20 protein-coding genes are annotated in these 24,010 nt (G+C 63.5%); 5 read left to right on the top strand and 15 right to left on the bottom strand.

The window, feature by feature from the left end; all coding sequences use genetic code 11:
- Positions 1–40 precede the first annotated feature (40 nt).
- Positions 41–979: a LysR family transcriptional regulator gene (locus LDN85_RS07375; protein WP_026547145.1), complete on the top strand. Its 939-nt coding sequence runs from the start codon at positions 41–43 to the stop codon at positions 977–979.
- Positions 980–1,013: 34 nt separating this feature from the next.
- Here LDN85_RS07375 and LDN85_RS07370 read toward each other — a convergent pair whose 3' ends face one another.
- The 5 genes from LDN85_RS07370 to LDN85_RS07350 form a co-directional block, all read right to left on the bottom strand.
- The gene (locus LDN85_RS07370) at positions 1,014–2,207 is read right to left on the bottom strand and encodes a Gfo/Idh/MocA family oxidoreductase (RefSeq protein ID WP_223945437.1); all 1,194 of its coding nucleotides are present in this window, start codon (positions 2,205–2,207) and stop codon (positions 1,014–1,016) included.
- 17 nt (positions 2,208–2,224) lie between these two features.
- Positions 2,225–3,277 carry a LacI family DNA-binding transcriptional regulator gene (locus LDN85_RS07365; RefSeq protein WP_026547143.1) on the bottom strand — a complete coding sequence of 351 codons (1,053 nt, stop codon included), beginning with the start codon at positions 3,275–3,277 and terminating at the stop codon, positions 2,225–2,227.
- A 65-nt stretch (positions 3,278–3,342) separates the two neighbouring features.
- Positions 3,343–5,001: a sugar ABC transporter substrate-binding protein gene (locus tag LDN85_RS07360; RefSeq protein ID WP_223945020.1), complete on the bottom strand. Its 1,659-nt coding sequence runs from the start codon at positions 4,999–5,001 to the stop codon at positions 3,343–3,345.
- A 74-nt stretch (positions 5,002–5,075) separates the two neighbouring features.
- Positions 5,076–5,999, bottom strand: coding sequence for a carbohydrate ABC transporter permease (locus LDN85_RS07355; protein WP_026547142.1), 924 nt, complete (start codon positions 5,997–5,999; stop codon positions 5,076–5,078).
- A gap of 42 nt (positions 6,000–6,041) precedes the next feature.
- Positions 6,042–7,073: an ABC transporter permease subunit gene (locus tag LDN85_RS07350; protein WP_223945019.1), complete on the bottom strand. Its 1,032-nt coding sequence runs from the start codon at positions 7,071–7,073 to the stop codon at positions 6,042–6,044.
- 290 nt (positions 7,074–7,363) lie between these two features.
- Here LDN85_RS07350 and LDN85_RS07345 point away from each other — a divergent pair, with 290 nt between their 5' ends.
- Positions 7,364–8,386 carry a formylglycine-generating enzyme family protein gene (locus LDN85_RS07345; protein WP_223945018.1) on the top strand — a complete coding sequence of 341 codons (1,023 nt, stop codon included), beginning with the start codon at positions 7,364–7,366 and terminating at the stop codon, positions 8,384–8,386.
- A gap of 15 nt (positions 8,387–8,401) precedes the next feature.
- On the opposite strand, the gene LDN85_RS07340 is transcribed toward LDN85_RS07345, so the two are convergent.
- The 5 genes from LDN85_RS07340 to LDN85_RS07320 form a co-directional block, all read right to left on the bottom strand.
- Positions 8,402–8,959 (bottom strand): DUF5666 domain-containing protein, encoded by a 558-nt coding sequence (locus tag LDN85_RS07340; protein ID WP_223945017.1) that lies wholly within the window; start codon positions 8,957–8,959, stop codon positions 8,402–8,404.
- 74 nt (positions 8,960–9,033) lie between these two features.
- Positions 9,034–10,542, bottom strand: coding sequence for an Asp-tRNA(Asn)/Glu-tRNA(Gln) amidotransferase subunit GatB (gatB, locus tag LDN85_RS07335; protein ID WP_026541442.1), 1,509 nt, complete (start codon positions 10,540–10,542; stop codon positions 9,034–9,036).
- On the bottom strand, positions 10,542–12,104 hold the full coding sequence (gatA, locus tag LDN85_RS07330; RefSeq protein WP_223945016.1) for an Asp-tRNA(Asn)/Glu-tRNA(Gln) amidotransferase subunit GatA: 1,563 nt from the start codon (positions 12,102–12,104) through the stop codon (positions 10,542–10,544). The genes gatB and gatA overlap by 1 nt, the downstream gene beginning before the upstream one ends.
- A 4-nt stretch (positions 12,105–12,108) precedes the next feature.
- Complete coding sequence (gene gatC, locus LDN85_RS07325) at positions 12,109–12,405, bottom strand: Asp-tRNA(Asn)/Glu-tRNA(Gln) amidotransferase subunit GatC (protein ID WP_026541440.1); 297 nt, start codon at positions 12,403–12,405, stop codon at positions 12,109–12,111.
- 544 nt (positions 12,406–12,949) lie between these two features.
- Complete coding sequence (locus LDN85_RS07320; RefSeq protein ID WP_223945015.1) at positions 12,950–14,449, bottom strand: CitMHS family transporter; 1,500 nt, start codon at positions 14,447–14,449, stop codon at positions 12,950–12,952.
- A gap of 156 nt (positions 14,450–14,605) precedes the next feature.
- Between LDN85_RS07320 and LDN85_RS07315 the strand changes: the two genes are divergently transcribed.
- Complete coding sequence (locus tag LDN85_RS07315; protein ID WP_223945014.1) at positions 14,606–16,321, top strand: sensor histidine kinase; 1,716 nt, start codon at positions 14,606–14,608, stop codon at positions 16,319–16,321.
- Positions 16,314–16,973 carry a response regulator gene (locus LDN85_RS07310; RefSeq protein ID WP_026541437.1) on the top strand — a complete coding sequence of 220 codons (660 nt, stop codon included), beginning with the start codon at positions 16,314–16,316 and terminating at the stop codon, positions 16,971–16,973. The genes LDN85_RS07315 and LDN85_RS07310 overlap by 8 nt, the downstream gene beginning before the upstream one ends.
- 2 nt (positions 16,974–16,975) lie before the next feature.
- Here LDN85_RS07310 and LDN85_RS07305 read toward each other — a convergent pair whose 3' ends face one another.
- Together LDN85_RS07305 and LDN85_RS07300 are read right to left on the bottom strand one after the other, a co-directional pair.
- Complete coding sequence (locus tag LDN85_RS07305) at positions 16,976–17,368, bottom strand: RidA family protein (protein ID WP_223945013.1); 393 nt, start codon at positions 17,366–17,368, stop codon at positions 16,976–16,978.
- Positions 17,369–17,424: 56 nt separating this feature from the next.
- Positions 17,425–17,937: a GNAT family N-acetyltransferase gene (locus LDN85_RS07300; protein ID WP_223945012.1), complete on the bottom strand. Its 513-nt coding sequence runs from the start codon at positions 17,935–17,937 to the stop codon at positions 17,425–17,427.
- A 297-nt stretch (positions 17,938–18,234) separates the two neighbouring features.
- On the opposite strand from LDN85_RS07300, the gene LDN85_RS07295 reads away from it, so the two are divergent.
- Positions 18,235–19,602, top strand: coding sequence for an LLM class flavin-dependent oxidoreductase (locus tag LDN85_RS07295; RefSeq protein WP_223945011.1), 1,368 nt, complete (start codon positions 18,235–18,237; stop codon positions 19,600–19,602).
- A gap of 25 nt (positions 19,603–19,627) precedes the next feature.
- Here LDN85_RS07295 and LDN85_RS07290 read toward each other — a convergent pair whose 3' ends face one another.
- The 3 genes from LDN85_RS07290 to ligA are packed head-to-tail and all read right to left on the bottom strand — an operon-like array spanning position 19,628 to position 23,980.
- Positions 19,628–20,836 (bottom strand): AAA family ATPase, encoded by a 1,209-nt coding sequence (locus LDN85_RS07290; protein ID WP_223945010.1) that lies wholly within the window; start codon positions 20,834–20,836, stop codon positions 19,628–19,630.
- A 10-nt stretch (positions 20,837–20,846) separates the two neighbouring features.
- Positions 20,847–21,671 carry an inositol monophosphatase family protein gene (locus LDN85_RS07285; RefSeq protein ID WP_223945009.1) on the bottom strand — a complete coding sequence of 275 codons (825 nt, stop codon included), beginning with the start codon at positions 21,669–21,671 and terminating at the stop codon, positions 20,847–20,849.
- Positions 21,668–23,980, bottom strand: coding sequence for an NAD-dependent DNA ligase LigA (ligA, locus tag LDN85_RS07280; RefSeq protein WP_223945008.1), 2,313 nt, complete (start codon positions 23,978–23,980; stop codon positions 21,668–21,670). The genes LDN85_RS07285 and ligA overlap by 4 nt, the downstream gene beginning before the upstream one ends.
- Between the last annotated feature and the right edge of the window lie 30 nt (positions 23,981–24,010).

Here is a 24,010-nt window from a genome sequence, read left to right as displayed (position 1 = left end):
ACAACTAGATTCTTCTCAATCAACGATTTAGGATTTGCTAATGGAAATTCACCAGTTGCAGATGCTCCGGGAGCTTGGCGACCTTGGCAGTGTGAAGGCCGTGGCAGAAACCCTGATGGTGACCCCGTCCGCTGTTTCCCAACAACTCGCCTTGCTGCAAAAGTCAGTGGACGTGCCACTGACGCGCAAAGAGGGCCGGGCTCTGGTGCTCACCGACGCAGGCCGCGTCCTCGCAGAGGCAGGTGCCGCCGTCGTCAATGCCATGGCAGATGCGCGGGCCGCCATCGGCGCGTACCACGATGCTCCGGACGCCCCGGTGAGCGTGAGCGCCTTCCATAGCGCCGGGCAGGCGTTGTTCGCCCCGTTGGCGGCGTTGCTGGCATCCGGAACAGCGTCCGACGGCGGGATGTCACCGCGCCTGCGCCTGTCCGATGAGGATGTTGCCCAGGAGGATTTCCCGGGGTTGGCGGCCCGCTATGACTTGGTTTTGGCGCACCGAATGGACAACAGCCCCCAGTGGCCCGAAGACAAGGTGGCCGTGATTCCCCTCGCCGACGAGCCCCTGGACATCGCCCTCCCCGCGGATCACCCCCTGGCGGACCGTGCGGAACTGAAACCATCCGACGTCGTGGGTGAATCCTGGGTGACCAGCCGTGACGGCTACTCCCCCGCGGACGTCCTTGCCGCGGTCGTTGCCGTTAGTGGCAGGCCCGCCGAGGTGCTGCACCGGATCAACGACTATTCCACGGTTGCGGCGCTGGTGTCAGCGGGCGGTGCAATCGGACTGCTGCCGCGGTTCACAGCGCGCCGCGTGCTCGATGCCGGGGTGGTGCTGCGTCCACTGTCAGGAGTGAATTCGGTGCGCAAGATCGACATCCTGGCCCGCCCCGAAACGCTCAAGCGGACATCGGTCATGACGGTTTGCGAGTCACTTCAAACCGTCATGACCGAGCTTGTGGAACTGTCCGGCCGGCACTGACCACGGCTGACCATCGCGGACCGGGCAGCCCGGGTCAGTCGCGGACCAAGGCGGGCTGTCCGGCGTCGAAATACGCCACCAGCTCCGCAGGCAGCTCCGGCACCTCCCGGGCAGAGCCGTCACCACGCAGTGATTCCGCCGCCAGGATGCCGGCCACCACTGCCTGCCGCGCCGCAATGGGGCTTGTTTGGGTCCGGCCGCCTTCGGAAGCGAACTGCAGGAACTCCCCGATCAGGCGCGGGTCCGCACCGCCGTGGCCGCCTTCGCCATCCTCGATGGTGATGACCTCGTCCGGTACGGCATAGCCGGAGGACCGGCTGGTCCATACATTGATGGTCTCTCCCGGCCCGTCGCCAAGGTTCTCAATGCGCCCCTTGGTGCCAATGACGGTGTAGTTGCGCCAATAGTCCGGGGTGAAGTGGCATTGCTGGTAGGAAGCCAGCACACCGTTGTCCAGGACCATGTTCATCATGGAAATGTCCTCGACGTCGATCACCTCCGCCAGGTCCTTCTGCTCGGTGGGCGGCCAGTTGTCCATGGAGAACCAGTCCCCCATGCGCTTGCCGGCGTTGTTGCTCCGGTTGGATACATCGCCGTATACGGCCAGATCTCCGACGGCGGAAACCCGCTTGGTGTATCCCCCGGCCAGCCAATGGATCACGTCGATGTCATGGGCACCCTTTTGGAGCAGGAGCGAGGTGACGTTTGCCCGTTGGGCGTGCCAGTCCTTGAAGTAGTAGTCGCCACCGTGGCCCACGAAGTGGCGGCACCAGACCGCTTTGACCTCGCCGATCCTGCCTTCCTCGATGAGTTGGCGCATCTGTACTACAACCGGCATGTGCCGCATGTTGTGGCCGACGTAAAGACGGGTGCCGGTCTCATAGGCGGTCTTGAGGATCAAGTCCGCAGCCTCGATGGTGATGTCCAGGGGCTTCTCGCAGAAGGTAGGGATTCCCGCCTTGAGCGTACGGACTGCGACGGCGGCGTGCTGGTTGTCCGGGGTCAGGACCAGGACAGCGTCGATCCCACTGGCCATGAGTTCCTCGAGATCCCCCGTGACGCGGGCGGTGGGAATCCGTTCTGCAGCGTCTGCCCGGCCGCGTTCACTGAGGTCGCAAACGATGGTGACCTCAGAGCCCTGGCCTGGCTTGTGGGCATGCTTCCACAGCCCCGATCGCAGGCCGAAACCAACGATGCCGACCTTCAAATCCTTTTCCATGGTGTGCAGCTTCCTTCTTCTGTTGCTTAGTAGAGTCTGGTTGCGGCGCTGCGGTGCGGCGCCGATTCACGCACGAACAAGTGCCAGGGGAAGTCCAGGACACCGGGCTCCTCCGCGGTGCCGGCATCGGCCGGTCCTGTCGCCCGGCGCAGGAGCAGCCGGGCAAGTTTGTCGAAGAAATCCACTGGACCAACTGTGCTGAGGGAGGGCGACATCCTTTCGCCCTCCACGGTGTTGCCCACGCCGATGATGTCTACGTCGGTGCCTACCGCCAGGCCCAATCTCTGGGCGGCGTTGATGGCGCTGACTGCGGCATAATCCGTGGTGGCGTAGATGGCTGTGGGCCTGTCCGGCAGGCTGAGCACGCGGGTTGCTGCCGCATAGGCCCCGGCGCTGGTGCCATCGAACAACCCCACGTAGTCCTCGCGTTGCGGAATCCCCGCGTGCTCCAGTGCCTCTGCGTACGCGCGGTACCTGGTGCCACCGGATGTGCCGGCCGCCGTAGCAGGAGTCAGGCAGGCGACCCTGCGATGGCCGTGGAGCAGGTGCTCCACGGCCATGCGGCAGCCGGGTCCGGCGATGGATCGGATGACGTCGAAGCCTTCCGCATTCACGTTCTCGTCAAAGACCACCAGCGTGGTTCCGTGCCCTGCCAGTTTTCGCAAGGCCTCCCTCTGATCAGGACGGACGGCGTCGACGAACACAGCGTCGGCATTGTGCGTGCCAAGGACCTTGACCCAGTCGGCGTCCCCAAGGATCATCGGGGTGATTCCCAACGGGGCGGCCGCCTTTTGAACGGCCTCGATCACCGACAACGACCACGGATCGGAGAGCATGGTCAGAGAAAGGATCACGGTGTTGGTGCGGCCCGTCCGGATGGCCCGGGCTGCCTGGTTGGGGCGGTAGCCAAGCCGCTCCGCGGCCGCCTTGACCTTCTCCGCCGTCGGGTCCGAAACACCGGGGCCGCCATCACCGCGGCGTCCGGACAACACGTAGGAGACCGTGGCGGTGGACACGCCCGCCAGTTCGGCCACCATGCGAATGGTGGGCCGGACTCCGGTGGTGCTTGCTTTTGCCATGGTTCCCCCTGCTGTGTTCGTTGTCCGCCAGTGGTTTCCGGCACTGGCTGGTTGTTTGTTTGAGGCTAGCTCCTGAATACCGGCACATTCGGGTCCAACGCGGCCTGGTATTCCTCGCGCATCTTGTCGCCGCCTTCGCTCTTCCAACGCTTCACAGCGTCCTTGAGCTCGTCCACCTTGGCGCGGCCGGTAATGATGTCCACTACCTTGTCCCGCAGTTGCTTCGTGATTTTGGCGCCTACCTTGGCGTTGGTGTCCGAGTAGGAACCGTTGGTGGGGTTGCGCCATGCGAACTCAAGCAGTTTTTCTTCCTGCTGGCTGACGTATCGCGTGTCGTCGTCGAACCCCGGGTTGAAGATGACGTTCTCCGGGCTGGACATAATGTTCAAAGCCGAGACCAGGCCGGGCGCGTTGGTGGTTCCGGTCTCGGTGCGTGCCGGGTTGCCCGAACCGTCGATGGTGTAATCCTCGCCCAGCTCGCCGAAGTTCTTCTGCATGTACTCCACCGTGCCGAACGGGGCGGACAGGTAGTTGATGAGGGAGAGCAGTTCACGGATCTTCCCTTCCTCGGCCTTCTTGAACGGCGTGAAGCCCACCGTGCCGTAACCCATGTCGTAGACCGGCTTGACCTTGCCGTCGGCACTGAACGGAATGAGGACATCGAACCGGGCGGTCTTGTTCAGCGCGCGGTAGCTCCGGATATCGTGCGGGCCAACCACTACCTGGGCTGCCACGCTGCCGTTGGCGACACGTGAGCGGATGTCCGTTGCCTTGGAGTCCGGGTAGAACACGCCGGCTGCGAACATTTTGGCGGTGAACTCCACACCGGCCAGGTACTCGTCTGTCTCGTAGAGGTGGGTAAGGGTGCGGTCCTTGTTCACAGCCCAGCTGTTGGGGGCCCCGAACCATTCGGTGACCATGTGAAGGGCATTGATGTAGGCCGGTTCCAACGCATATTGCTGGTCACCGGGACGGGTCAGCTCCTTGGCTTTGTCCAGGAACTCATCGGCGCTTGCCGCTTCAAAGCCGCCCACCTTCGCCCACATGTCGTGGTTGCCAAGGTACACCTGGCCGAACGGGGTGCTCGGGATGGGAGCTCCCCAGATCTTGCCGTTCACGACGGCGGTCTTCCAGGAATCGGGCTTCAGTGCAGCCAGGTTGGGGTACTCAAGGACGGCGTCACCGGAGAGGTACGGCGTCAGGTCCTGGAACTTGGCTTCCAGCATGGGCCCGACGTTGGGGATACCCTGGTTCGGCGGAACCCACATCATGTCCGGCAGATCGTTGCTGGCCAGGACGGTGGCGAACTTTGCCGGGTAGCCGTCTCCGATGTCTTCGGCGATCTGAAGCTCCAGGTCACCGCCGAGCTTGGTGTTGAGCCGCTGCCAGAAGGGATTGTCCTTCATGCCGGGGCTCATGGTGTCGAACGTTTCGGTCAGGCCGGTCACTTTGCCCTTGAGCGGCGGTGTCTTCACGGACTGCACGGCGTTGGGCAGCTTGAAGTAGCCGGCTTGGAGGCCCTTGGCGTTGCCCGCAATATCCGGGGTAACGCCGGTGAATTCCTTGTAGGTGGGCAACTTGACCGAAGCGGAGGCAGCGGCGCCTCCACTGCCCGATGCTCCGCCGCCACCGCAGGCGGACAGGCCTGCAGCGGTCACGGCCAGGCCTGCGAGGCCAAGGAAACCGCGTCGGCTGAATCCAGCCTGGGAGGTAGTGCTCGTCATGGCATAACCCTTTCTGGTTACTTGCTTTTCTCTGAGGTTTGAGTGCTTGGGTATTTCTGGAGTTCGGGAGGCTGTCAGCCCTTGACGGCGCCGGTGATGACGCCCTTGGCAAAGTGCTTCTGCAGGAAGGGGTAGACCATCAGGATGGGGACCAGGGCCACCACGACCACGGCCATCTGGATGGACTGCGGCGGCGGCGTAGTGGTGATTCCCAATTGGTCAGCCGCCCCGCTGCCTTGGACCACGAAATTGCGGAGCAGCAACTGGATGGGCCACTTGCTGTGATCGTTGATGTAGAGGAGCGCGTTGAAGAACGAGTTCCAGAAACCGACCGCGTAGAACAGCCCGACCACGGCGATCACGGCTTTGGACAGTGGCATCACGATGCGCCAAAGGATTTGCCAGTCGTTGGCGCCGTCGATCCTGGCACTTTCGATCAGTTCACCGGGGATGTTCATGAAGAATGACCGCATCACCACAAAGTTGAAGGCTCCAAAGATGCCCGGCAGGATCAAGGACCACAGCGAGTCCAACAGGCCCAGTTGCCGGATCATCAGGAACGACGGGATCAGCCCCGGAGCAAACAGGAGGGTGAACAGGACGGCGAGAATCACGGGGCGGCCAAAGAGGACGGTACGGCTGGTGGCGTAGGCCATGGTGATGGTCACGAAGAGCGCCAGGATGGTCCCTACTGCTGTGACCAGCATGCTCACGCCAAGTGATTGGAGCACCATGGGGCCTTTGAAGATGGTGGCGTAGGCCTCCAACGTTGGGCGTTCGGGCCAGAGGACAAATCCGCCTGCCTTCACCAACTGCTCTGTGTCAGCGAGGGACGTCGAGACCACCAGCAGGATGGGCGTGAGGATGGACAAGCTGAAGACGACCAGCACTACTGCTTTGATCGTTTGGTAAAGGGCGGAAGGCTTTTCCTTCCAGACCGGGCGCTTGGGGTTGTAGGTAAGTTCCCGGGGTTTCCTGGTGAAAAGTGTTGTTGCCATGGGTTTCTCCTTGTGCGGCAGGCGCGAGGGTCAGCGTGGCTTTCAGCGCACTTGTTTTGCGAAGATGCCGTCTTCGCCGAAGCGGTGGGCAAGTTTGTTGGCGCCGTAGATCAAAAGGGCGCTGACCACTCCCTTGGCCAGCCCGGCTGCGGCACCTGAGCTCCAGCCGCCGCCCACCACGCCGGTGTAGTAAGTGAAGGTGTCCAGCACTTCCGCGGCTCCAGCACCGACAGCGTCGCGCTGGAGGATGAACTGTTCAAAGCCGACCGAGAGGATGTCGCCGATGCGCAGGATCAGCAAAAGTACGATCACGGGCCTCAAACCCGGAAGGGTGATGTGCCACATCCGGCGCCAGCGACCAGCGCCGTCGGCAGCAGCAGCCTCATAAAGGGAGGCATCGATGCTGGCAAGGGCTGCCAGGAAGATGATCATTGCCCACCCGGCGTCCTTCCAGATCATTTGGACAACCACCATTACCGGGAAGGTTTCCGGATTGGTCATGAACGGAATGGGGTCCATGCCCCAGTCCCTCAGCAGGTTATTGACGAAGCCTGCGCCGCCGAGCATCTGCTGGAAGAACGCGATCACCAGAACCCAGGACAGAAAGTGCGGGAGGTAAGCGATGCTCTGGAAAATCCGCCGGACCCGGGTGCTGACCAACGAGTCCACGATCAGCGCCAGTACCAAGGGAACCGGAAACAGGAACACCAACTGCCAGCCGGCCAGGTACAAGGTGTTCCAGAAAGCGTGAATGAAGTCCGGGTTTCCGAACAGGTCCACGAAGTTCTGCCCGCCGACCCACAGACTGTCACCGATGCCCAAATAGGGCTGGTAGTCCTGGAACGCGATGACGTTGCCCAGGATGGGGATATAGAAGAAGAGCAGCAGGAACGCCACACCCGGGACCATCATGAGCAGCATCTGCTTGTCGCGCCGCAGACGGGACCGGAAACTCTGCTGCGGGGGCTTGTTCCTCTTCCGCTTCTTCGCAGATCCAGGGGTGCTCCCCCGTGCCGGCGTCGCGACCCCGCGGGCCTCCGGCAGTGCCGGGGCCTGTTCCGTCGTCGAGTTCATGCTGTCTCCTCAAGTGTTGAGCCCGTATCAGCAATGTGATCCAAGCCACGCTCGTTAACCGTTTAACAAACCATAAGTGACAAGGATCTCTTTTTGCAAGAACATGATTGAAAGTGATCGCAAAAATCACTTTTCATCACTTCGGTGGGGTTGGCTCACTGTGGCGCGGGGGGTAGTGGCGCGGGGCGGTAACGGGTGCCTGGTTGAGGCGAGGGCAGGGAAGGAGCCTCCGGCAGGCCACCCGGCCCCGCTAAAGTACAAGCAGTTGGATTTTCAGACAGAAGGTGGACATGGCAGATTGCTGCAGCCCGGGCGCCGGTGCCCGGGAACACCCCGCGCCCGGGCCGGCACTGCCCCTGCGCCCGGCGGGCGGACACCGGGACCCGGGCGCTGCCGTCGAGCCTTCCGCTTCGACCGCTGTCCCAGCCGTAAGCGGCGACGGAACCAACGATGTCGACATCCCTGCCGGAACGTTTTCCATGGGCGATCCCTTCAACGAGGGTTACGACGACGACGGCGAATCACCCCTGCACGAGGTGTCGGTCTCACAGTTCCGGATCAGCGCCACCACCGTGACCAACGAAGAGTTCGCCGCTTTCGTCGATGCCACCGGCCACCGCACGGAGTCGGAGATCTACGGAACATCAGCAGTGTTCCACCTTGCCGTGGAGGCCAACAGCCAGGACGTTTTGAACCGGGTCAACAACGTTCCTTGGTGGCTCAATGTCCGTGGAGCGGATTGGGCCCATCCCGCAGGCAAGCTCTCCCACTGGTCCGACATCCCGGACCACCCCGTTACCCATGTGTCCCACAACGACGCCCTGGCTTACTGCCAATGGGCGGGTCGCCGGCTTCCCACGGAAGCCGAGTGGGAATATGCCGCACGCGGCGGGCTGTCAGGGCAGCGCTATCCCTGGGGCAACGATCTGCACTCCACCACAGCAACAACAGAGGGCCACAACTGCAACATCTGGCAGGGCGACTTCCCGACCCGCAACACAGTGGAGGACGGCTACCTCACCACCGCGCCCGCAAAAGCGTTCAACCCCAACGGCTACGGGCTGTACCAAACCAGCGGGAATGTGTGGGAATGGTGCAGCGACTGGTTCCTGCCCAAGTACTACAAAACCTGCCACGCACAGGGAACCGTCCAGGACCCGCAAGGGCCCAGCATCGGCCGGGGCCGGGTAATGCGCGGCGGCTCATACCTCTGCCACGATTCCTATTGCAACCGCTACCGCCTCGCCGCACGGAGCTCAAACACGCCGGACTCAGCCAGCGGCAACCTCGGTTTCAGGACGGTGGCCCTCTAGCTGCGCGGCTTTGACCTACTTGTGCCCATGCCCACGCTGGTGCCCATGGCCTTTGATGCCAACCGGCAGATCGCCGGAGACGATCCTGGTGGCTGTCACTGAGCCGCCATCCTTGGTGCCGCTGATGCGCACGGCATCGCCGGCTTTGAGGTCAGCCGCCGTGGCCGACGTCAGTGACGGCCTGCCTTTGCCATTCCCCGGCTCCGAGGTCCCCGCAGAAACTTTGGCGATCCGCGTCTCCGCTTTGATCGCGTAGCGCTGGCTGAAACCGTCCTCGCTCTTCACAGTCACCTCCGAAGCGCTCACGGCATCGATGGTTCCAGCCTGGGTAACCACGGTGCGGTAGCTCCCATCCTGCTGCTTCACCACGTGTTCGCCATGGATTGGCTGCCCGCGGCCTTCGGTGGGGTCGGATTTAGCGGACGCGGACGGACCGGGTGAGGCAGAAGCGCTCGACGGCGAAGGGCTGGGTTGGGTGCCCGCCCACACGGCGGCGGCCCCGCCGCCGGTCAAGGCAACGGCGATTCCGCCGGCCAGAAGGACCTTCCGGAAGCTGGGTGACAATGTGGCCATGGATCCATTGTGCGCCCAAAGCAAAGTAGGCCGCAGTAAGAACTGCGGCCTACTTTGAAGGGAAGAGCGGGTGCTTAGCCTTGGACGCCCAACTTCTCAAGGATGAGTTCGCGGACGCGTCCAGCGTCTGCCTGGCCACGGGTGGCCTTCATGACGCCGCCAACGATTGCACCGATGGCCTGGACCTTGCCGCCACGGATCTTCTCGGCGACATCCGGCTGTGCTGCCAGTGCTGCGTCGATCGCTTCCAAGAGAGGACCGTCGTCGGAGACAACCGCAAGGCCACGCTTCTCGACGATCTCCGCCGGAGTTCCTTCGCCGGCGAGCACGCCGTCCAGGACCTGCGTGGCCATCTTGTTGTTGATCTTGCCGTCTTCAACGAGCTTGTTCAGCTCGACAATGACCTGCGGGGTGACACCGAGCTCGGAAGGATCGACGTCGGCCACCTTGGCGCGGCCTACGATTTCGCCCATCCACCACTTACGGGCAACATCGGCGGAGGCACCGGCAGCAATGGTTTCCTCAATGGAATCCATGACACCTGCGTTCACTACGTCACGGAATTCCAGGTCCGAGTACCCCCATGCTTCCTTCAGGCGCTTGCGACGCTCGGCCGGCGGCTCGGGAAGGGTGGCGCGGAGTTCCTCCACCCACTCACGGGAGGCGACAACCGGAACCAGGTCCGGCTCCGGGAAGTAGCGGTAATCGTCAGCGTCGGACTTGGGCCGGCCCGACGTCGTCGAACGCGTGTCCTCGTGCCAGTGGCGCGTCTCCTGGATGACCGGCTCGCCGGAGTCAAGGACGGCAGCGTGGCGCTGGATTTCGTAGCGGACAGCGTGCTCGACGGCCCGCAGCGAGTTCACGTTCTTGGTCTCCGAACGAATACCGAAGCGTTCCCGACCATGCGGGCGGAGGGAAACGTTGGCGTCGCAACGGACGTTTCCACGCTCCATCTTGGCGTCGGAAACGCCAAGGTTCTTCACGATCTCACGGACAGCGGCGACGTAGGCCTTGGCCAGTTCAGGCGCCCGGCTGCCGGCACCCTCAATGGGCTTGGTGACGATTTCCACCAACGGAACACCCGAACGGTTGTAGTCCACCAACGAGTAATCGGCACCCTGGATACGGCCGGCCGCGCCACCCATGTGCGTGAGCTTGCCGGCGTCCTCCTCCATGTGGGCGCGCTCGATCTCCACGCGGAAGACGGTGCCGTCCTCAAGCTCAATGTCCAGGTAACCGTCGTAGGCGATCGGCTCGTCGTACTGCGAGGTCTGGAAGTTCTTGGGGGTGTCCGGATAGAAATAGTTCTTCCGGGCGAAGCGGCAGGACTCGGCAATCTTGCAGTTCAGGGCAAGGCCGATCTTGATGGAGGACTCCACAGCCGTTTTGTTCACCACGGGCAAGACGCCGGGCATGCCCAGGTCAACCTCGTTGACGTTGGTGTTCGGTTCGTCACCGAAAACGTTCGGCGCGGAGGAGAACATCTTGGTCTTGGTGTTGAGTTCCACATGGACCTCAAACCCCAAAACGGGATCGTACTTCTCCATGGCCTCTTCGAAGCTCAGGGTTGCGTCGACGGACATTAGTTGGAACCTCCGGCGGTGTTGGATACTGCACCGAGAGCAGGCGCCTGCGCAAGCATCGGACCGCCCCACTTCTCTTCAAGCATTGATTCGAGGACTGCGCCCACACGGTACAGGCGGGCGTCCTGGCGGGCAGGAGCCAGCAACTGGATGCCAACGGGCAGGCCGTCTTCATCAGCCAGGCCACCTGGCAGGGACAGACCCGGAATACCGGCGAGGTTGGCCGGGATGGTGGCGACGTCGTTCAGGTACATAGCCAAGGGATCATCCAGCTTCTCGCCCAGCTTGAACGCCGTGGTGGGCGCCGTCGGGGAGATCAGGACATCGGCCTTGGCGAAGGCGGCATCGAAGTCACGCTGGATGAGCGTACGGACCTTCTGCGCCGAGCCGTAGTAGGCGTCGTAGTAGCCGGCGCTCAGCGCGTAGGTACCGAGGATGATGCGTCGCTTCACTTCGTCGCCGAAACCGGCGGCACGGGTGGCACCCATGACGCGCTCGATGGTCATGGGTCCGTCCTTGGGGAGGACGCGCATACCGAATCGGACGCCGTCGAACTTGGCCAGGTTGCTGGACACTTCGGAGGGCATGATCAGGTAATAGGCGCCCAGGGCGTACTTCAGGTTGGGGCACGAAACCTCGACGATTTCAGCGCCTGCATCCTTGAGCAGCTGGAGGGACTCATTGAAACGGTTCTCGACGCCGGCCTGGTAGCCCTCGCCGTGAAGTTCCTTGACGATGCCGATCTTCATGCCGGCCACGTTGCCGACGCGGGCGGCGGCAACAAGATCGTTGAACGGATCGGTCAGCGACGTCGAATCAAAGGGGTCATGCCCGCCGATGACTTCCTGCAGCAGCGCCGAGTCCAGCACCGTACGGGAGACCGGGCCGATCTGGTCCAGGGACGAGGCCATGGCAATGGCGCCGTACCGGGAAACCGCACCGTACGTCGGCTTCACGCCAACGGTGCCCGTGACGGCACCGGGCTGGCGGATGGAGCCACCGGTGTCCGTGCCGAGCGCCAGCGGCGCTTCGAAAGCGGCGACGGCGGCAGCGGAGCCACCGCCGGATCCACCGGGAATCCGGTTCAGGTCCCAAGGGTTGCGGGTAGGGCCGTACGCCGAGTGCTCCGTGGAGGAACCCATGGCGAATTCGTCCAGGTTGGTCTTACCCAGGATCGGCATCTTCGCCGCGCGCAGCTTCTTCACCACGGTGGCGTCGTACGGGCTGTGCCAGCCCTCAAGGATCTTCGAACCAGCCGTGGTCGGCTGCCCGATCGTGACGATGAGGTCCTTCACGGCGATGGGTACACCGGCGAGGGCGTGCAGTTCTCCGGCCGCGGAACCGCCCGCAGCACGGGCAGCGTCAACCTCTGCCGCAACAGCCAAAGCCTCTTCGGTATTTACGTGCAGGAAGGCGTGAACACCATCGGCTCCGCCATCAACAAGGGCGATACGGTCAAGGTGCGCCTGCGTCACCTCGACGGCGGTGACCTCGCGGGCGGCCAGCTTCGCAGCGAGATCGGCAGCGGAGTGGTGGATGAGTTCGTTCTTCGGTTCAGTCATGTGATTAGCCCTCATCCAGGATCGCGGGGACCTTGAAACGGTTCTCGTAAGCATCCGGTGCGCCGGACAACGCCTGCTCCGCCGTGAACGTGTGGCCCACAACGTCCTCACGGAACACATTGGTCAACGGAATCGGGTGCGACGTCGCCGGGACGTCCTCCCCCGCAGCTTCGCTCACGCTCTTCACCGAATCCACAATGACAGCAAGCTCAACAGCCATCCTGTCCAGTTCTTCGGCACTCATTTCAATGTGAGCCAGACGCGCAAGATGCGCGACGTCGTCACGGTTGATCGCAGCCATGGATCTCCCCTGCAAAGTTCAAATGGTTTTCCGAACCAGTCTACTTGGATTGGGTGTGCCGGTCAGACGGCGGGGTTGGCTATGTGGAAAGTGCTCGCCTGCGGCGACTGCCCGGACACGATCCTTTGGTCGCTCGCTCGTGCCTCGCTTAGACGCGACCGGCAGGATGTCTCCGGACCGCCGCCTCCCTGCCCATCCCACCTTGCGGCCGGCGCCCTACGCTGCTCCGGGATCCCCAAACAAAAAGACCCTCGAGCGGACCATGTCGGACTTTGCTTTCCCGTTGGGTTGGGGCCGTGGGCTGGGTGGGCTTGATTCGCGATGTGGTGCGAGGGTTCCTTTGCTGGTGCGCCGGCTGACGTGGGTGCTCCCGCAAAAGGACCCAGGCATCCGGAAGCGTGCGTCAAAGCGACGAAGGAGCAGCACGCGCAGGATGTCTGGGTTCTTTTGCGCCGGAAGGCGGCCACTTTGGGCCGCCCTCCGGGGGATTGTCCGGGCCGGATAGCTTTGTCGGCGCACCGGCGTTTGGGTTCTGTGCGGCAGGTCAGCCGATGCCGATCGCTCCGGTCAGGACACCCACTGCCAGCATGACCACCGAGATCACTGCCGTGCGCCAGAGGACCTTCTTGTGGTGGTCGCCCAGGTCCACCTTGGCCAGGGAGACCAGCAGGAGGATGGCCGGAACCAAGGGGCTCTGCAGGTGGAATGGCTGCCCGGTGATGGAGGCGCGGGCCATATCCACGGCATCGACGCCGTAGTGTGCTGCGGTTTCGGAGAGGACCGGCAGGACTCCGAAGTAGAAGGCGTCGTTGCTCATGAAGAAGGTCATGGGGATGCTGAGGAGGCCGGTGATGATGGCCATGAACGGGCCCATGTCCGCGGGGATGATCTGGACCAGCCACTCGGACATTGCCTTCACCATGCCAGTGCCGTTCAGGACACCGGTGAGTACTGCAGCTGCCATGACCATGCTGACAACGGCGACGATCGAAGGTGCGTGGGCGATCAGCTGCGCTCCCTGGTCCTTGACCTTGGGGAAGTTCACCAGCAGGGCAATGGCGGAGCCCACCATGAAGACGAACGGCAGCGGAACGATGTTGGCCACCAGAACCACCATGACGGCGACCGTCAGGGCCAGGTTGAACCAGAACAGCTTGGGACGCAACGTGGCACGGTTGGGGTCCAGCGCGGTGTCCGCCATGGCGGTGTCGTGGTCGTCCACCAGGGTTGCCGGGTCTTCAAGAACCGCGACGCCGGAGCCTCCGCCGGTGCCTGGCTTGCCCGCAGTGGTTGAGCCCTTACGGGCAAAGCCGAACCGGCCGGCGCCTGAACCTGCACCGGAACCGGCGGTGACGGCACCGCCGCGGCCCGTGCCGCCGTCGAACGCTTCTGAAGGATCGGCGACGTCGCCCCAGATCTCAGGAGCGGTGGTGCGGAGGCGGTTGCGTTCCTGCAGGCCGAGCAGCCAGGCGAAGACCAGGACAACGATCAGGCCGACGATGAGGGACGGGACCATGGGGACGAAGACGTCGTTGACATCGAGCTTCAGGGCGGTTGCGGCGCGGGCGGTGGGCCCGCCCCACGGGAGGATGTTCATGGTGCCGTTGGCCAGGCCCGCCACGCAGGTGAGGACCACGGGGCTCATCTTGAGGCGCAGGTATACGGGCAGCATGGCGGCGGTGGTGAGGATGAAGGTGGTGGAGCCGTCACCGTCCAGGGAAACCGCTGCGGCAAGGATCGCCGTGCCGAGGACCACCTTGGCGGGGTCGTTGCCCAGCTTGCGGAGGATGAACTTCACCAAGGGATCGAAGAGGCCGACGTCGATCATCAGGCCGAAGTAAATGATCGCGAACATCAGGAGTGCGGCCGTGGACGTCATGGACTTCATGGAGTCCATGACCATGGGTCCGATACCGAGGCCCGCCCCGGCGAAAAGGCCGAAGACGGTAGGGACGATGATCAGCGCCAACACTGGCGTCAACTTTTTGGTCATGATCAGGACCATGAATACCGCAATCATTGCGAATCCAAGCAAAACCAGCACGGCCGGCTCCTTACTACTGTGAATGGCGCCACGTCGGTGTGATGCGCACTACAGACGATATGGTGGCGCCCGTCACTGGGAGGGGTTTGTGGGAATTGTTGGGAATACTGCTCGTTACGAAGGTTGTGCGCATTGTGCTCAGTGCTTCAATGGAGCATGCGTTTCTCCACCCAAACCCTCCTCCTCCAGCTTGGGGTGGTGCTGCTGGTGGTCCTGCTCAGCGGTGCCGTCCATGGGTGGCTGGTGTACGAACGGATCGGCGACGAAGCCGAGAACCAGGCACTCACCCTTGCCAGGACGGTTGCTGCAGATCCGGATATCAGGTCCGGCGTCCAGTCCATCAGCAAAGAAGAAGGAACGCCTCCCCCGGATATCCTTGCGGCCGGCCCCCTCCAAGCTGCCGCCGAAGCCGTGCGAAACCGGACGGGCGCATTGTTCGTGGTCATCACGGACGAAACCGGGCTCCGGCTGGCCCACCCCGAGATCGCCCGGCTGGGCGAGCGGGTCAGCACGGATCCTTCCGTGGCACTTGCCGGAGAGGAAATCACCACGCGCAACACCGGAACCCTGGGACCGTCCGCCGGGGCTAAAGTACCCGTCTACGCCCCGGGGGCTTCCGGTGCCATTGTGGGCGAAGTCAGTGTGGGCTATTCCGTGGAGTCGCTCAGCAACAGCCTTGCCCGGGACATTGCACCCATTGCCCTCACTGCCGGGGGTTCTTTGGTGGCCGGCGTGTTGGCATCGTTCCTGCTCCGGCGCAGGCTGCAGCGGCTCACCCTCGGCTTGGAGCCCGAGGAAATCAGCACCCTGGTCCATGATCAAGTGGCAGTCCTTCAAGGCGTGGACGACGGCGTGATCGGCATCGCCGCGGATGGTCGCATCTCCGTTTTCAACGCCGCAGCCGCCAGGCTCCTGGACATGCCCGATGCCACCGGCCAGGACTGGGTCTCCGCCGCCGTTCCCGAACACCTCAAGCAGCTCACCCAGCCGGCATCCCGGGATGCCGAAGCCGTCGAAATCGTGGCGGGCGGGCGCGTCCTGGTTGCCAGCGCACGGAAGGCCTGGCACCGCAAGGAGGACCTGGGCTGGGTGGTCATGTTGCGGGACCGCACCGAACTGCAGCAGCTGACCCGTCAACTCGACGCCGTGGGGACCATGTCCACCGCACTGCGCGCCCAGCGCCACGAGTTCGCCAACCAACTCCACACCATCGCCGGATTCATGAGCATCGGCCAGTACCAATCTGCCAAAGAGTACCTGGCCAGGATCTCGGCAACAGGGCCGTTGAAGTTTCCGCTGGAGCAGGCCGAATTGCTTCAGGACCCCTACTTGCAGGCGTTCGTAGGAGCGAAGAGCGTAGAGGCCTCGGAGCGTGGCGTGGCCCTGCGCATCGGACCCGAAACACTGGTCCGTGGACACGTTGCCGATCCACAGGACGTGACCACAGTGCTGGGCAACCTGATCGACAATGCGGTGAGCGCCGCCGTCGCAGGCTCCTCGGACGAGCGCTGGGTGGAGGTCGAACTGCTCGATGACGCCACCACAACCGGCGGGACTTTGCACCTGGTGGTGGGTGACTCCGGCGACGGTTTGGGGAGCCTGGAAGCTGAAGAAATCTTCGCGGAAGGATTTACGACGTCGGCACAACCGGTACGCTCGGGGGCTGGACAAGGTTTGGGGCTGGCATTGGTGCGGCAGCTTGCACGGCGGCGCGGCGGTGAGGTCCGCGTCCTGGATCCCGGGAGCCACGGCGGCCCCGGCGCGGTATTCATGGCAACGATCCCCGGCGTCATGGATGCGGCCGGGCGCGGTGCTGCCGAACAGGGTGCTGCCGGAACCGACTCGACGTTGAGGGAGGACAGCAATGGCTGAGGATTTACGCGTGCTGATTGTGGATGACGACTTCCACGTTGCAAGGCTCCACGCCGCCTATGTGGATTCGGTGGCCGGCTTCATGGCCTTGGCACCGGCGGGGTCGGTGTCCCAGGCTTTGCAGGCCATCCATAGCCTGCGCCCCGATCTGGTGCTGCTGGACGTATACCTGCCGGACGGCTCCGGCCTGGACCTTCTGGGCCAATTGGACGTGGATGCCATCATGCTCACGGCGGCCTCTGACGCCCAATCCATCAGGGTGGCTTTCAGGCGCGGCGCCCTGGGGTACATGCTCAAGCCGTTCACCGCAGAGTCATTGTCCCAACAGCTCCGCTCCTACGCCAGATACCGGCGGATTTTGGCCCAGCAAACCGCTGTGGACCAAACCACCATTGAGCGGGCCAAGCGGTCCCTGATCCCGGGTGATGTTACGCCGGCCGCCAAACCCCGTTCGGCAACCGAAGCTGCCGTCCTCGAATCCCTGCTGCCCGGTGAACAGTATTCAGCTGCCGAGGTGGCTGAACGCGTCGGCGTTTCCCGGGCCACGGCGCAACGGTACCTTTCCTCGCTGGCGGACGATGGCGCCGTCGAGATCCAACTGCGGTACGGGACCACGGGCCGGCCGGAACACCGGTACGGCGTCCCGGCCTGACCTTACGCGGACTTTTGCGCCACGAGTTCAATCTCCACCAGCATGTCCGGATCGAGGAACGGCAGGACGTGCACCAGGGACAAGGTGGGACGGATCTCCCCGAAGACTTCGCCATGCGCACGGCCGGCATCTTCCCACTTGCTGATGTCCGTCAGGTACAGCTTGGACTGCACCACGTCCTCGTAGGAGAACCCTGCGTCTTCCAGAACAGTCCCGAGCTTCTCGAGGATGTACTTGGTCTGGGTGTAGAAGTCGTCGCCAACGATGCCCTGTTTGCCATCGACAAGCCCGGACGCAGCCGTCGCCGAAATGAAAAGTGTGTTGTCCACCTGGACTGCGCGGGAGTATCCAAGGGTCTGCTCCCAGACCGAGCCCGTGCCGAATGTCTTGCGCATGCCGCGCCTTCCTGTCGCTTCGCACGGTCCGGTGACCGGCGTTTACGAAGGAAACTTTATGAGTTTGGAAGGTCCAGCCGGTAAACGAACAGCTTTATGTCGGTGCCGGGAACAAACCAATCGCGGTGCGGAGCACGGTCAAAGCCGGTACGCGCATAGAGGGCATTGGCACTTTCCCACGTTGCACCCGTGGTCAGGGATACTCCCTTGATGCCGTCCATGGCCTTGGCCTGATCCACCACGGCCTTCACCAGGGCCCGGCCGGCTCCGGAGCGTTGGACTGCCGGATCCACCACCAGCGTACGGAGTTCCAACTCGTCCTCGAGGCCGATGTCCGAGAAACCGCCGCCTGCAGGTGCCGCCGTCACAGAGCCGATGATTTGCCCGTTGCGCTCTGCCACCAGGATTTCTGCATGCTCCGCGCGTCCAGCCACGTCCTGGAGCTTCTGCAGGTACGGGTGATCGGCGTCGCCATAGTACCCAGCGGTGACGTAGGAATCCTGCGTAATGCGGGCAACGGCGTCGTAGTCTTCGGGCAGGGCGGGACGGACGGTAATCGGCGAAAGCACCTACCAATGGTAGTTGGTTTGGAGGCGCGAACAGCGCCGGAATGGCCTTTCCGTGATGGAGCTATCAGTCTCATGCGGAACGCACGACGCCGGATGGCTGGCTCTGCGCCCTCCACTCACGGCTGCGGGGGCTGCTTTTGTGTTGCCCCACGTGGCGCCGGATGGAGCACCATTGCGTGCGGTGAACCCCGGTTTCGTGCTGTTGCGGGGACATGTCGGGGCGCTGGCGGACCCCTTGGAACCCGTGCTTGAGTTGCCACACACCAGCCCCAGCTGTTCCGAGTATGAGGAGAAACCATGACCCCGCCACACCGCCAACTTCACCTGAACGCCTTCCTGATGAGCACCGGGCACCACGAAGCATCGTGGCGTTTGGCGGAGAGCGACCCCCTTGCCTCTACCAAGGTGGAGCACTACCAGCATCTGGCCCGCACAGCCGAGAGGGGAAAGCTGGACTCCATCTTTTTCGCGGACTCCCCGGTCCTTTTCGGGGAAGTGGGCAGGCGACCGGCAGGGAAGTTGGAGCCCACCGTCCTGCTGACGGCACTGGCAGCAGCCACCCGGAAGATTGGCCTGATTGCTACTGCCTCCACCACCTACAACGATCCCTTCAACCTGGCCCGCCGCTTTGCCTCCGTTGACTGGGTCAGTGGAGGCCGCGCAGGGTGGAACGTTGTCACCACAGCTGGGCCGGACGCGGCCCGCAACTTCGGCGTGGATGATCAACCTGCGCATGCGGTCCGGTATGAACGGGCCGCCGAATTCATCGAAGTTGCCCGGAAACTGTGGGACAGCTGGGAAGATGACGCCATCCTGGCGGACAAGGCCGACGGCGTCTGGGGGGACGACACCAAGATCCGCACCATCGACCACGAAGGAGAGCACTTCCGCGTCCGTGGCCCCCTGAACGTGCCCCGGTCCCCGCAAGGCCACCCGCTGATCGTGCAGGCAGGGTCATCGGAGAACGGTAAGAATTTGGCGGCCCAATATGCGGAAGCCGTCTTCACTGCCCACCAAACGCTGGCTGATGCACAAGCCTTCTATACAGACTTGAAGGCACGCACTGCGGCGGCCGGGCGGGACCCCGAAGGCATCAAGATCCTGCCCGGAATCGTCCCCGTGATTGGCTCCACCGAGGCTGAAGCCCGCAAACTCGAGCAGGAGCTGGACCAGCTCATCAAGCCCGAGTACGCCCGCGAACAACTGGCCAAAACCCTTCGCCTGTCTCCCGAGGACCTGCCCTTGGACCGCCAGTTGCCCGCCGATCTGCCCTCGGAGGATGAGATCGAGGGTGCCAAGAGCCGCTACACGCTCATTGTGGAGCTGGCCCGGCGCGAACAGCTCACCGTCCGGCAGCTGATCGGGCGGCTCGGCGGCGGCCGCGGTCACCGGACCTTCTCCGGCACACCCGAACAGGTGGCCGATGCCATCCAGGACTGGTTCTTTGCCGGCGCCGCTGACGGTTTCAACATCATGCCGCCTGTGCTTCCCTCCGGCTTGGAGATCTTCGTGGACCAGGTGGTACCGATCCTCCAGCAGCGTGGACTGTTCCGCACCGAGTACACGGCGTCCACCCTTCGCGGGCACTACGGGCTCGAGCGCCCGAAGAACCTGTACACCGGGAGCGTCCCGCAGGAGCTTAGCTCCATTGGCTCTGCCCTCTGAGCCGGATTTCAGCTTGAGCCGGATTTCAGCGCTTGGGCCAACTCCATGGCGGCCCTTCCAACGGACCCATGCCCTTGATCCTGGTCTCGCCCATGTCCTTATACAACTCGTGTTCATGGGCGGCGCCGCTGCTCCGCAGAGCATTCAACAAGGCTTCCGAGTGGGTCACCACGATCATCTGGCTGTTGGCACTGGCCTGGACAATCAGTTCGGCCAGTGCCGCCATCAGGTCAACGTGGAGGCTGGTCTCCGGTTCGTTCAGGACCATGAGCTCAGGCGGACGCGGGGTCAGCAAGGCGGCGGTCAGCAAGAGGAACCGCAGGGTCCCGTCCGAGAGTTCGGCTGCTTTCATGGGACGGAGCATGCCCGGCTGCCGAAGCTCCACGCTGAACCGGCCATCATGGACGGCTATTTCCAATCGGCTTCCAGGAAAGGCATGGCCGACGGCGGCATCCAGCTGCCGTTCGAAACCCACCTCGCGCAGCGTCTGCAGGGCGGCAGCAAGATCCTTCCCGCTGTGGTGCAGGACCGGGGTACGGGTACCCAGTTGCGCCTGGCGAGCCGGTGCCTCGGCATCAGTGCGGAAGTGGTCGTAGAACCGCCAGGACCGCACTGAGTCCCGAACCCGCAGGACTTCCGGAGCCCGGTCCTGGTCCGAAACCTCAGTCAGCATGCTCTGGAAGGTGTCCAGCCGCCGCGACAACTCGGCCCACTCCCCTTTGGGCCCCCGTAATCTGGCCAGGCTTCCCTTCCGGTCCACCAGCAAAGACCCCGGCCTGGCTACGGGACCGGAGAAGATCTGCTCGCGTTTGATCTCCGGGTCAAGGCTGAAGGCCGAGGGGCGGGTCCGGCCGGTTTCCGGGTCAAACCCGGAACCGCTGCCCGCAGGCATTCCCAGGTCCACCAAGTATCCGAAGTCGTCGCCGGAGTAACCGAGCTTGAGGTTGACGGACTCCCGACGGACTGTTCCCTGAACGGGCACCTCACCCCGCCGCATTGCCTCACTGATGGATTCCGGGCCGGCCCACAGCGTCGAAGCCAGGCCGCCGTCACGCGCCAGGGATCCCACCACATTTCCCGAGTCTCCCCCGGCGCACTCGGCCAGCAGGCGCAGGGCGCGGTAGAGCGAGGACTTTCCGCTGCCGTTGGCCCCGGTCACTATGTCCAGTCCATGCAGCTCCAAGGCAAGATCCCGGATTGACCGGTAGTTGGCGATGGCGAGGGTGGTGATCACTGGCTGAGGGTTACAGCGGGAACTTGCCGGACAGTTCCAAGGTCCCCGCGCACATCCAGGCCGCCAAGCGGTCCTCTGTGCTGGGCCCACCAGTCAGCGGGCTTTCCAGCCGGGGCCTGCGCACCCAACAACCGGCTTCCTCCGCCACCAGCGCGCCGGCGGAGAAGTCGTGCTCGTTCAATCCACGCTCGCCGTACGCGTCAAAGGTTCCGTCGGCCACCAGGCACAGATCCAACGCTGCGGAGCCCAGTCGCCGAACATCGGCAAATCCTTCCATGAGTTCGGCCAGCCCGGCGGATTGGCTTGCACGGGTTGCGGGATCGTAGCTGAACCCCGTGGCCAGGATGAGACCTGTGCGCCCTGGAACCGGACCCGCCAACCGGATGGATTCTCCCCCGGTTTCCAACCAGGCTCCCAGCCCGCGGCCGGCCGAGTAGACCCGTCCCAACGCAGGTGCGTGGACCACGCCGGCCAGCCATACGCCGTCGGAATCGGCTACGGCAACAGAGGTGGCGTAGTAGGCGATGTTGCGGATGAAGTTGGTGGTCCCGTCCAGGGGATCAATGGACCAGCGGTACCCCGACGGCGTCTCCGGCCTGGTGGTGCCGTGTTCTTCCCCGGTGATGGTGTCATCCGGACGCTCCGCAAGGATCGCTGCACGGACAGCGTTCTCCGCGGCGACGTCGAAGGCTGTCACCCAGTCTCCTGCCTCGCCTTTGTTGCTGGTTTCCAAACCATCGCCGCCGGTGCCGATGACGGACCGGCGGGCGAGCACGGCGGCCCCCGCTGCCGCAGCCCGTTTGGCTACAGCCAGCAACCCGTTCACGTCAGTCATTCGGAATCCGTCCCGGCAGTATCTTCTTGGGTTGCTGCTTCAGGTGCTCCTTCAGTCGCATCTTCAGGTGCCGCTTCAGCGGCGGCGGGTCCGTTGGCAAGGAGCTCCCGGAATCCGTCCTCGTCCAGCACAGGAACGCCGAGCTGTTCTGCCTTATCCAGCTTGGTCCCGGCACTTTCTCCGGCCACCAGGTAGCTGGTCTTCTTGGACACTGAACCGGATGCCTTCCCGCCACGGATGATGATGGCTTCCTTGGCTTCGTCGCGGCTGAAGTTGGGCAAGGTACCGGTCACCACGATGGTCAGGCCTTCGAGCGTTCTCGGCATGGAGGTGTCCCTCTCGTCCTCCATGCGCACACCGGCGGCAGCCCAGCTGTCCACGATCTCGTTGTGCCAGTCCACCGCGAACCACTCCTTGAGGGCCACCGCGATGGTGGGGCCAACACCATCCACGTGTGCCATCTGCTCTTCGGTGGCGTTGCGGATAGCGTCCATGCTGCCGAAGGCCGTAGCCAGTGCCCGTGATGCTGTGGGGCCCACATGCCTGATGGAGAGTGCCACCAGCACCCGCCAGAGCGGTTGCTTCTTGGCCTTCTCCAGCTCCACGAACAGTTTCTCCGTGGTGGCCGTTGGCTTGGACGGGGACTTGGCCGTGCCCTTGGTGTAGAAATACGGAACGAGCTCGTACTCGCCCGTGCCTACGCCTTTGGAACGCTTCTCCCTGCGGATCAGGACATCTGCCAGGTCCTCGGGCTTCAGGCTGAACAAACCCGCTTCACTGGTCAGGGGCGGTGTTTCAGGCTCCGCCGGCTGGGTGAGGGCGATGGCCGCTTCCCACCCCAGGGCTTCAATGTCGAACGCGCCCCTGCCCGCAAGGTGGAAGACACGCTCACGCAGTTGGGACGGGCACGACTTCGCGTTGGGACACCGGATGTCCACGTCGCTTTGCTTGGCCGGCGCCAGCGGGGTGCCGCAGGACGGGCACTCCGTGGGCATCACGAACTCCCGGACCGGAGGGTCTTGTTTGTCCCTCAAGGCAAGGACCGGCCCCACGATCTCCGGGATGACGTCACCTGCTTTTCGCAGGATCACGATGTCACCGATCATGACGCCCTTGGCCTTGACCACGTCCTGGTTGTGCAAGGTCGCCATACCCACCGTGGAACCGGCCACTTTCACCGGTTCCATCAATCCGAACGGAGTCACCCGTCCGGTGCGGCCAACATTGACGGCTATGTCCAGGAGCTTGGTGTGGACTTCTTCCGGCGGGTACTTGTAGGCAGCTGCCCACCTCGGAACGCGGGAGGTGTATCCAAGGGCGCGTTGGGTCGCGAAGTCGTCGATCTTGACCACAATGCCGTCGATCTCATGTGCGAGGTCGTGACGGTGCTCGCCGTAGTGGCTTATGAACTGCAGGACCTCGTCAAAGGAGTCCAGGACTTTGAGGTACGGGCTGGTAGGCAGTCCCCAGGTCTCCAGGAGCTTGTACGTTTCGGACTGGCTCTTGGCGTCCAGGCCTTCGCGGGCACCGATGCCGTGGACGTACATGCTCAGCGGCCGCTTCGCCGTTTCGGCGGGATCCTTTTGCCGCAGTGAACCGGCCGCAGCATTCCGGGGGTTGGCCAGCGGGGCCTTGCCGGCAGCTACAAGGGTCTCGTTGAACTCCGTGAAAGCCTTGGAGGGGATGAACACCTCACCACGGATCTCGACTTCGGACGGATACCCAGAACCGCTGAGCTCCCGCGGGATTTCCTTGATGGTGAGGACGTTGTGCGTGATGTCTTCGCCGGTTGTGCCATCCCCGCGTGTGGCTGCACGCACCAGCTTGCCGTCGCGGTAGAGCAGGTTCACGGCGAGGCCGTCAATCTTCAACTCGGTCAGCCAGGCGATGGGCGGAACGGAATCTCCGAGCTTGGCCACGGACGCTTCTGCCTTCCGCACCCAGGCCTCGAGCTCGTCCAGCGAGAAGACGTCGTCCAGGCTGTACATGCGCTGCAGGTGTTCAACGGCAGCAAAGGCCGAGGAAACTTCGCCGCCTACTTCCTGCGTAGGGGAATCGTTGGAGACCAGTTCCGGGTGGAGTGCCTCCAACTCCTCCAGCCGCCGGTACAGCTCATCAAACTCGGCGTCCGATACCGTGGGCGAGTCCTCCTGGTAATAGGCATACCTGTATTTACGGACGAGGTCGGCCAGGTGCTCGTACTCGTCCCGCAAGGACTCCGAGGGCGGGGTGCCCTCTCGTTCCACAACGGCTGCAGCCGTGTCCTCACCTGTGGTTTCTACCGGATTCGCAGTTTCTGGTGTGCTCACACGTCTATCTTGCCGCACCGTGCGGACATT

The sequence above is a fragment of the Arthrobacter sp. StoSoilB20 genome (assembly GCF_019977295.1).
Taxonomy (GTDB): Bacteria; Actinomycetota; Actinomycetes; order Actinomycetales; family Micrococcaceae; genus Arthrobacter; species Arthrobacter nicotinovorans_A.
This window is presented reverse-complemented; position numbering and strand designations above follow the sequence as displayed.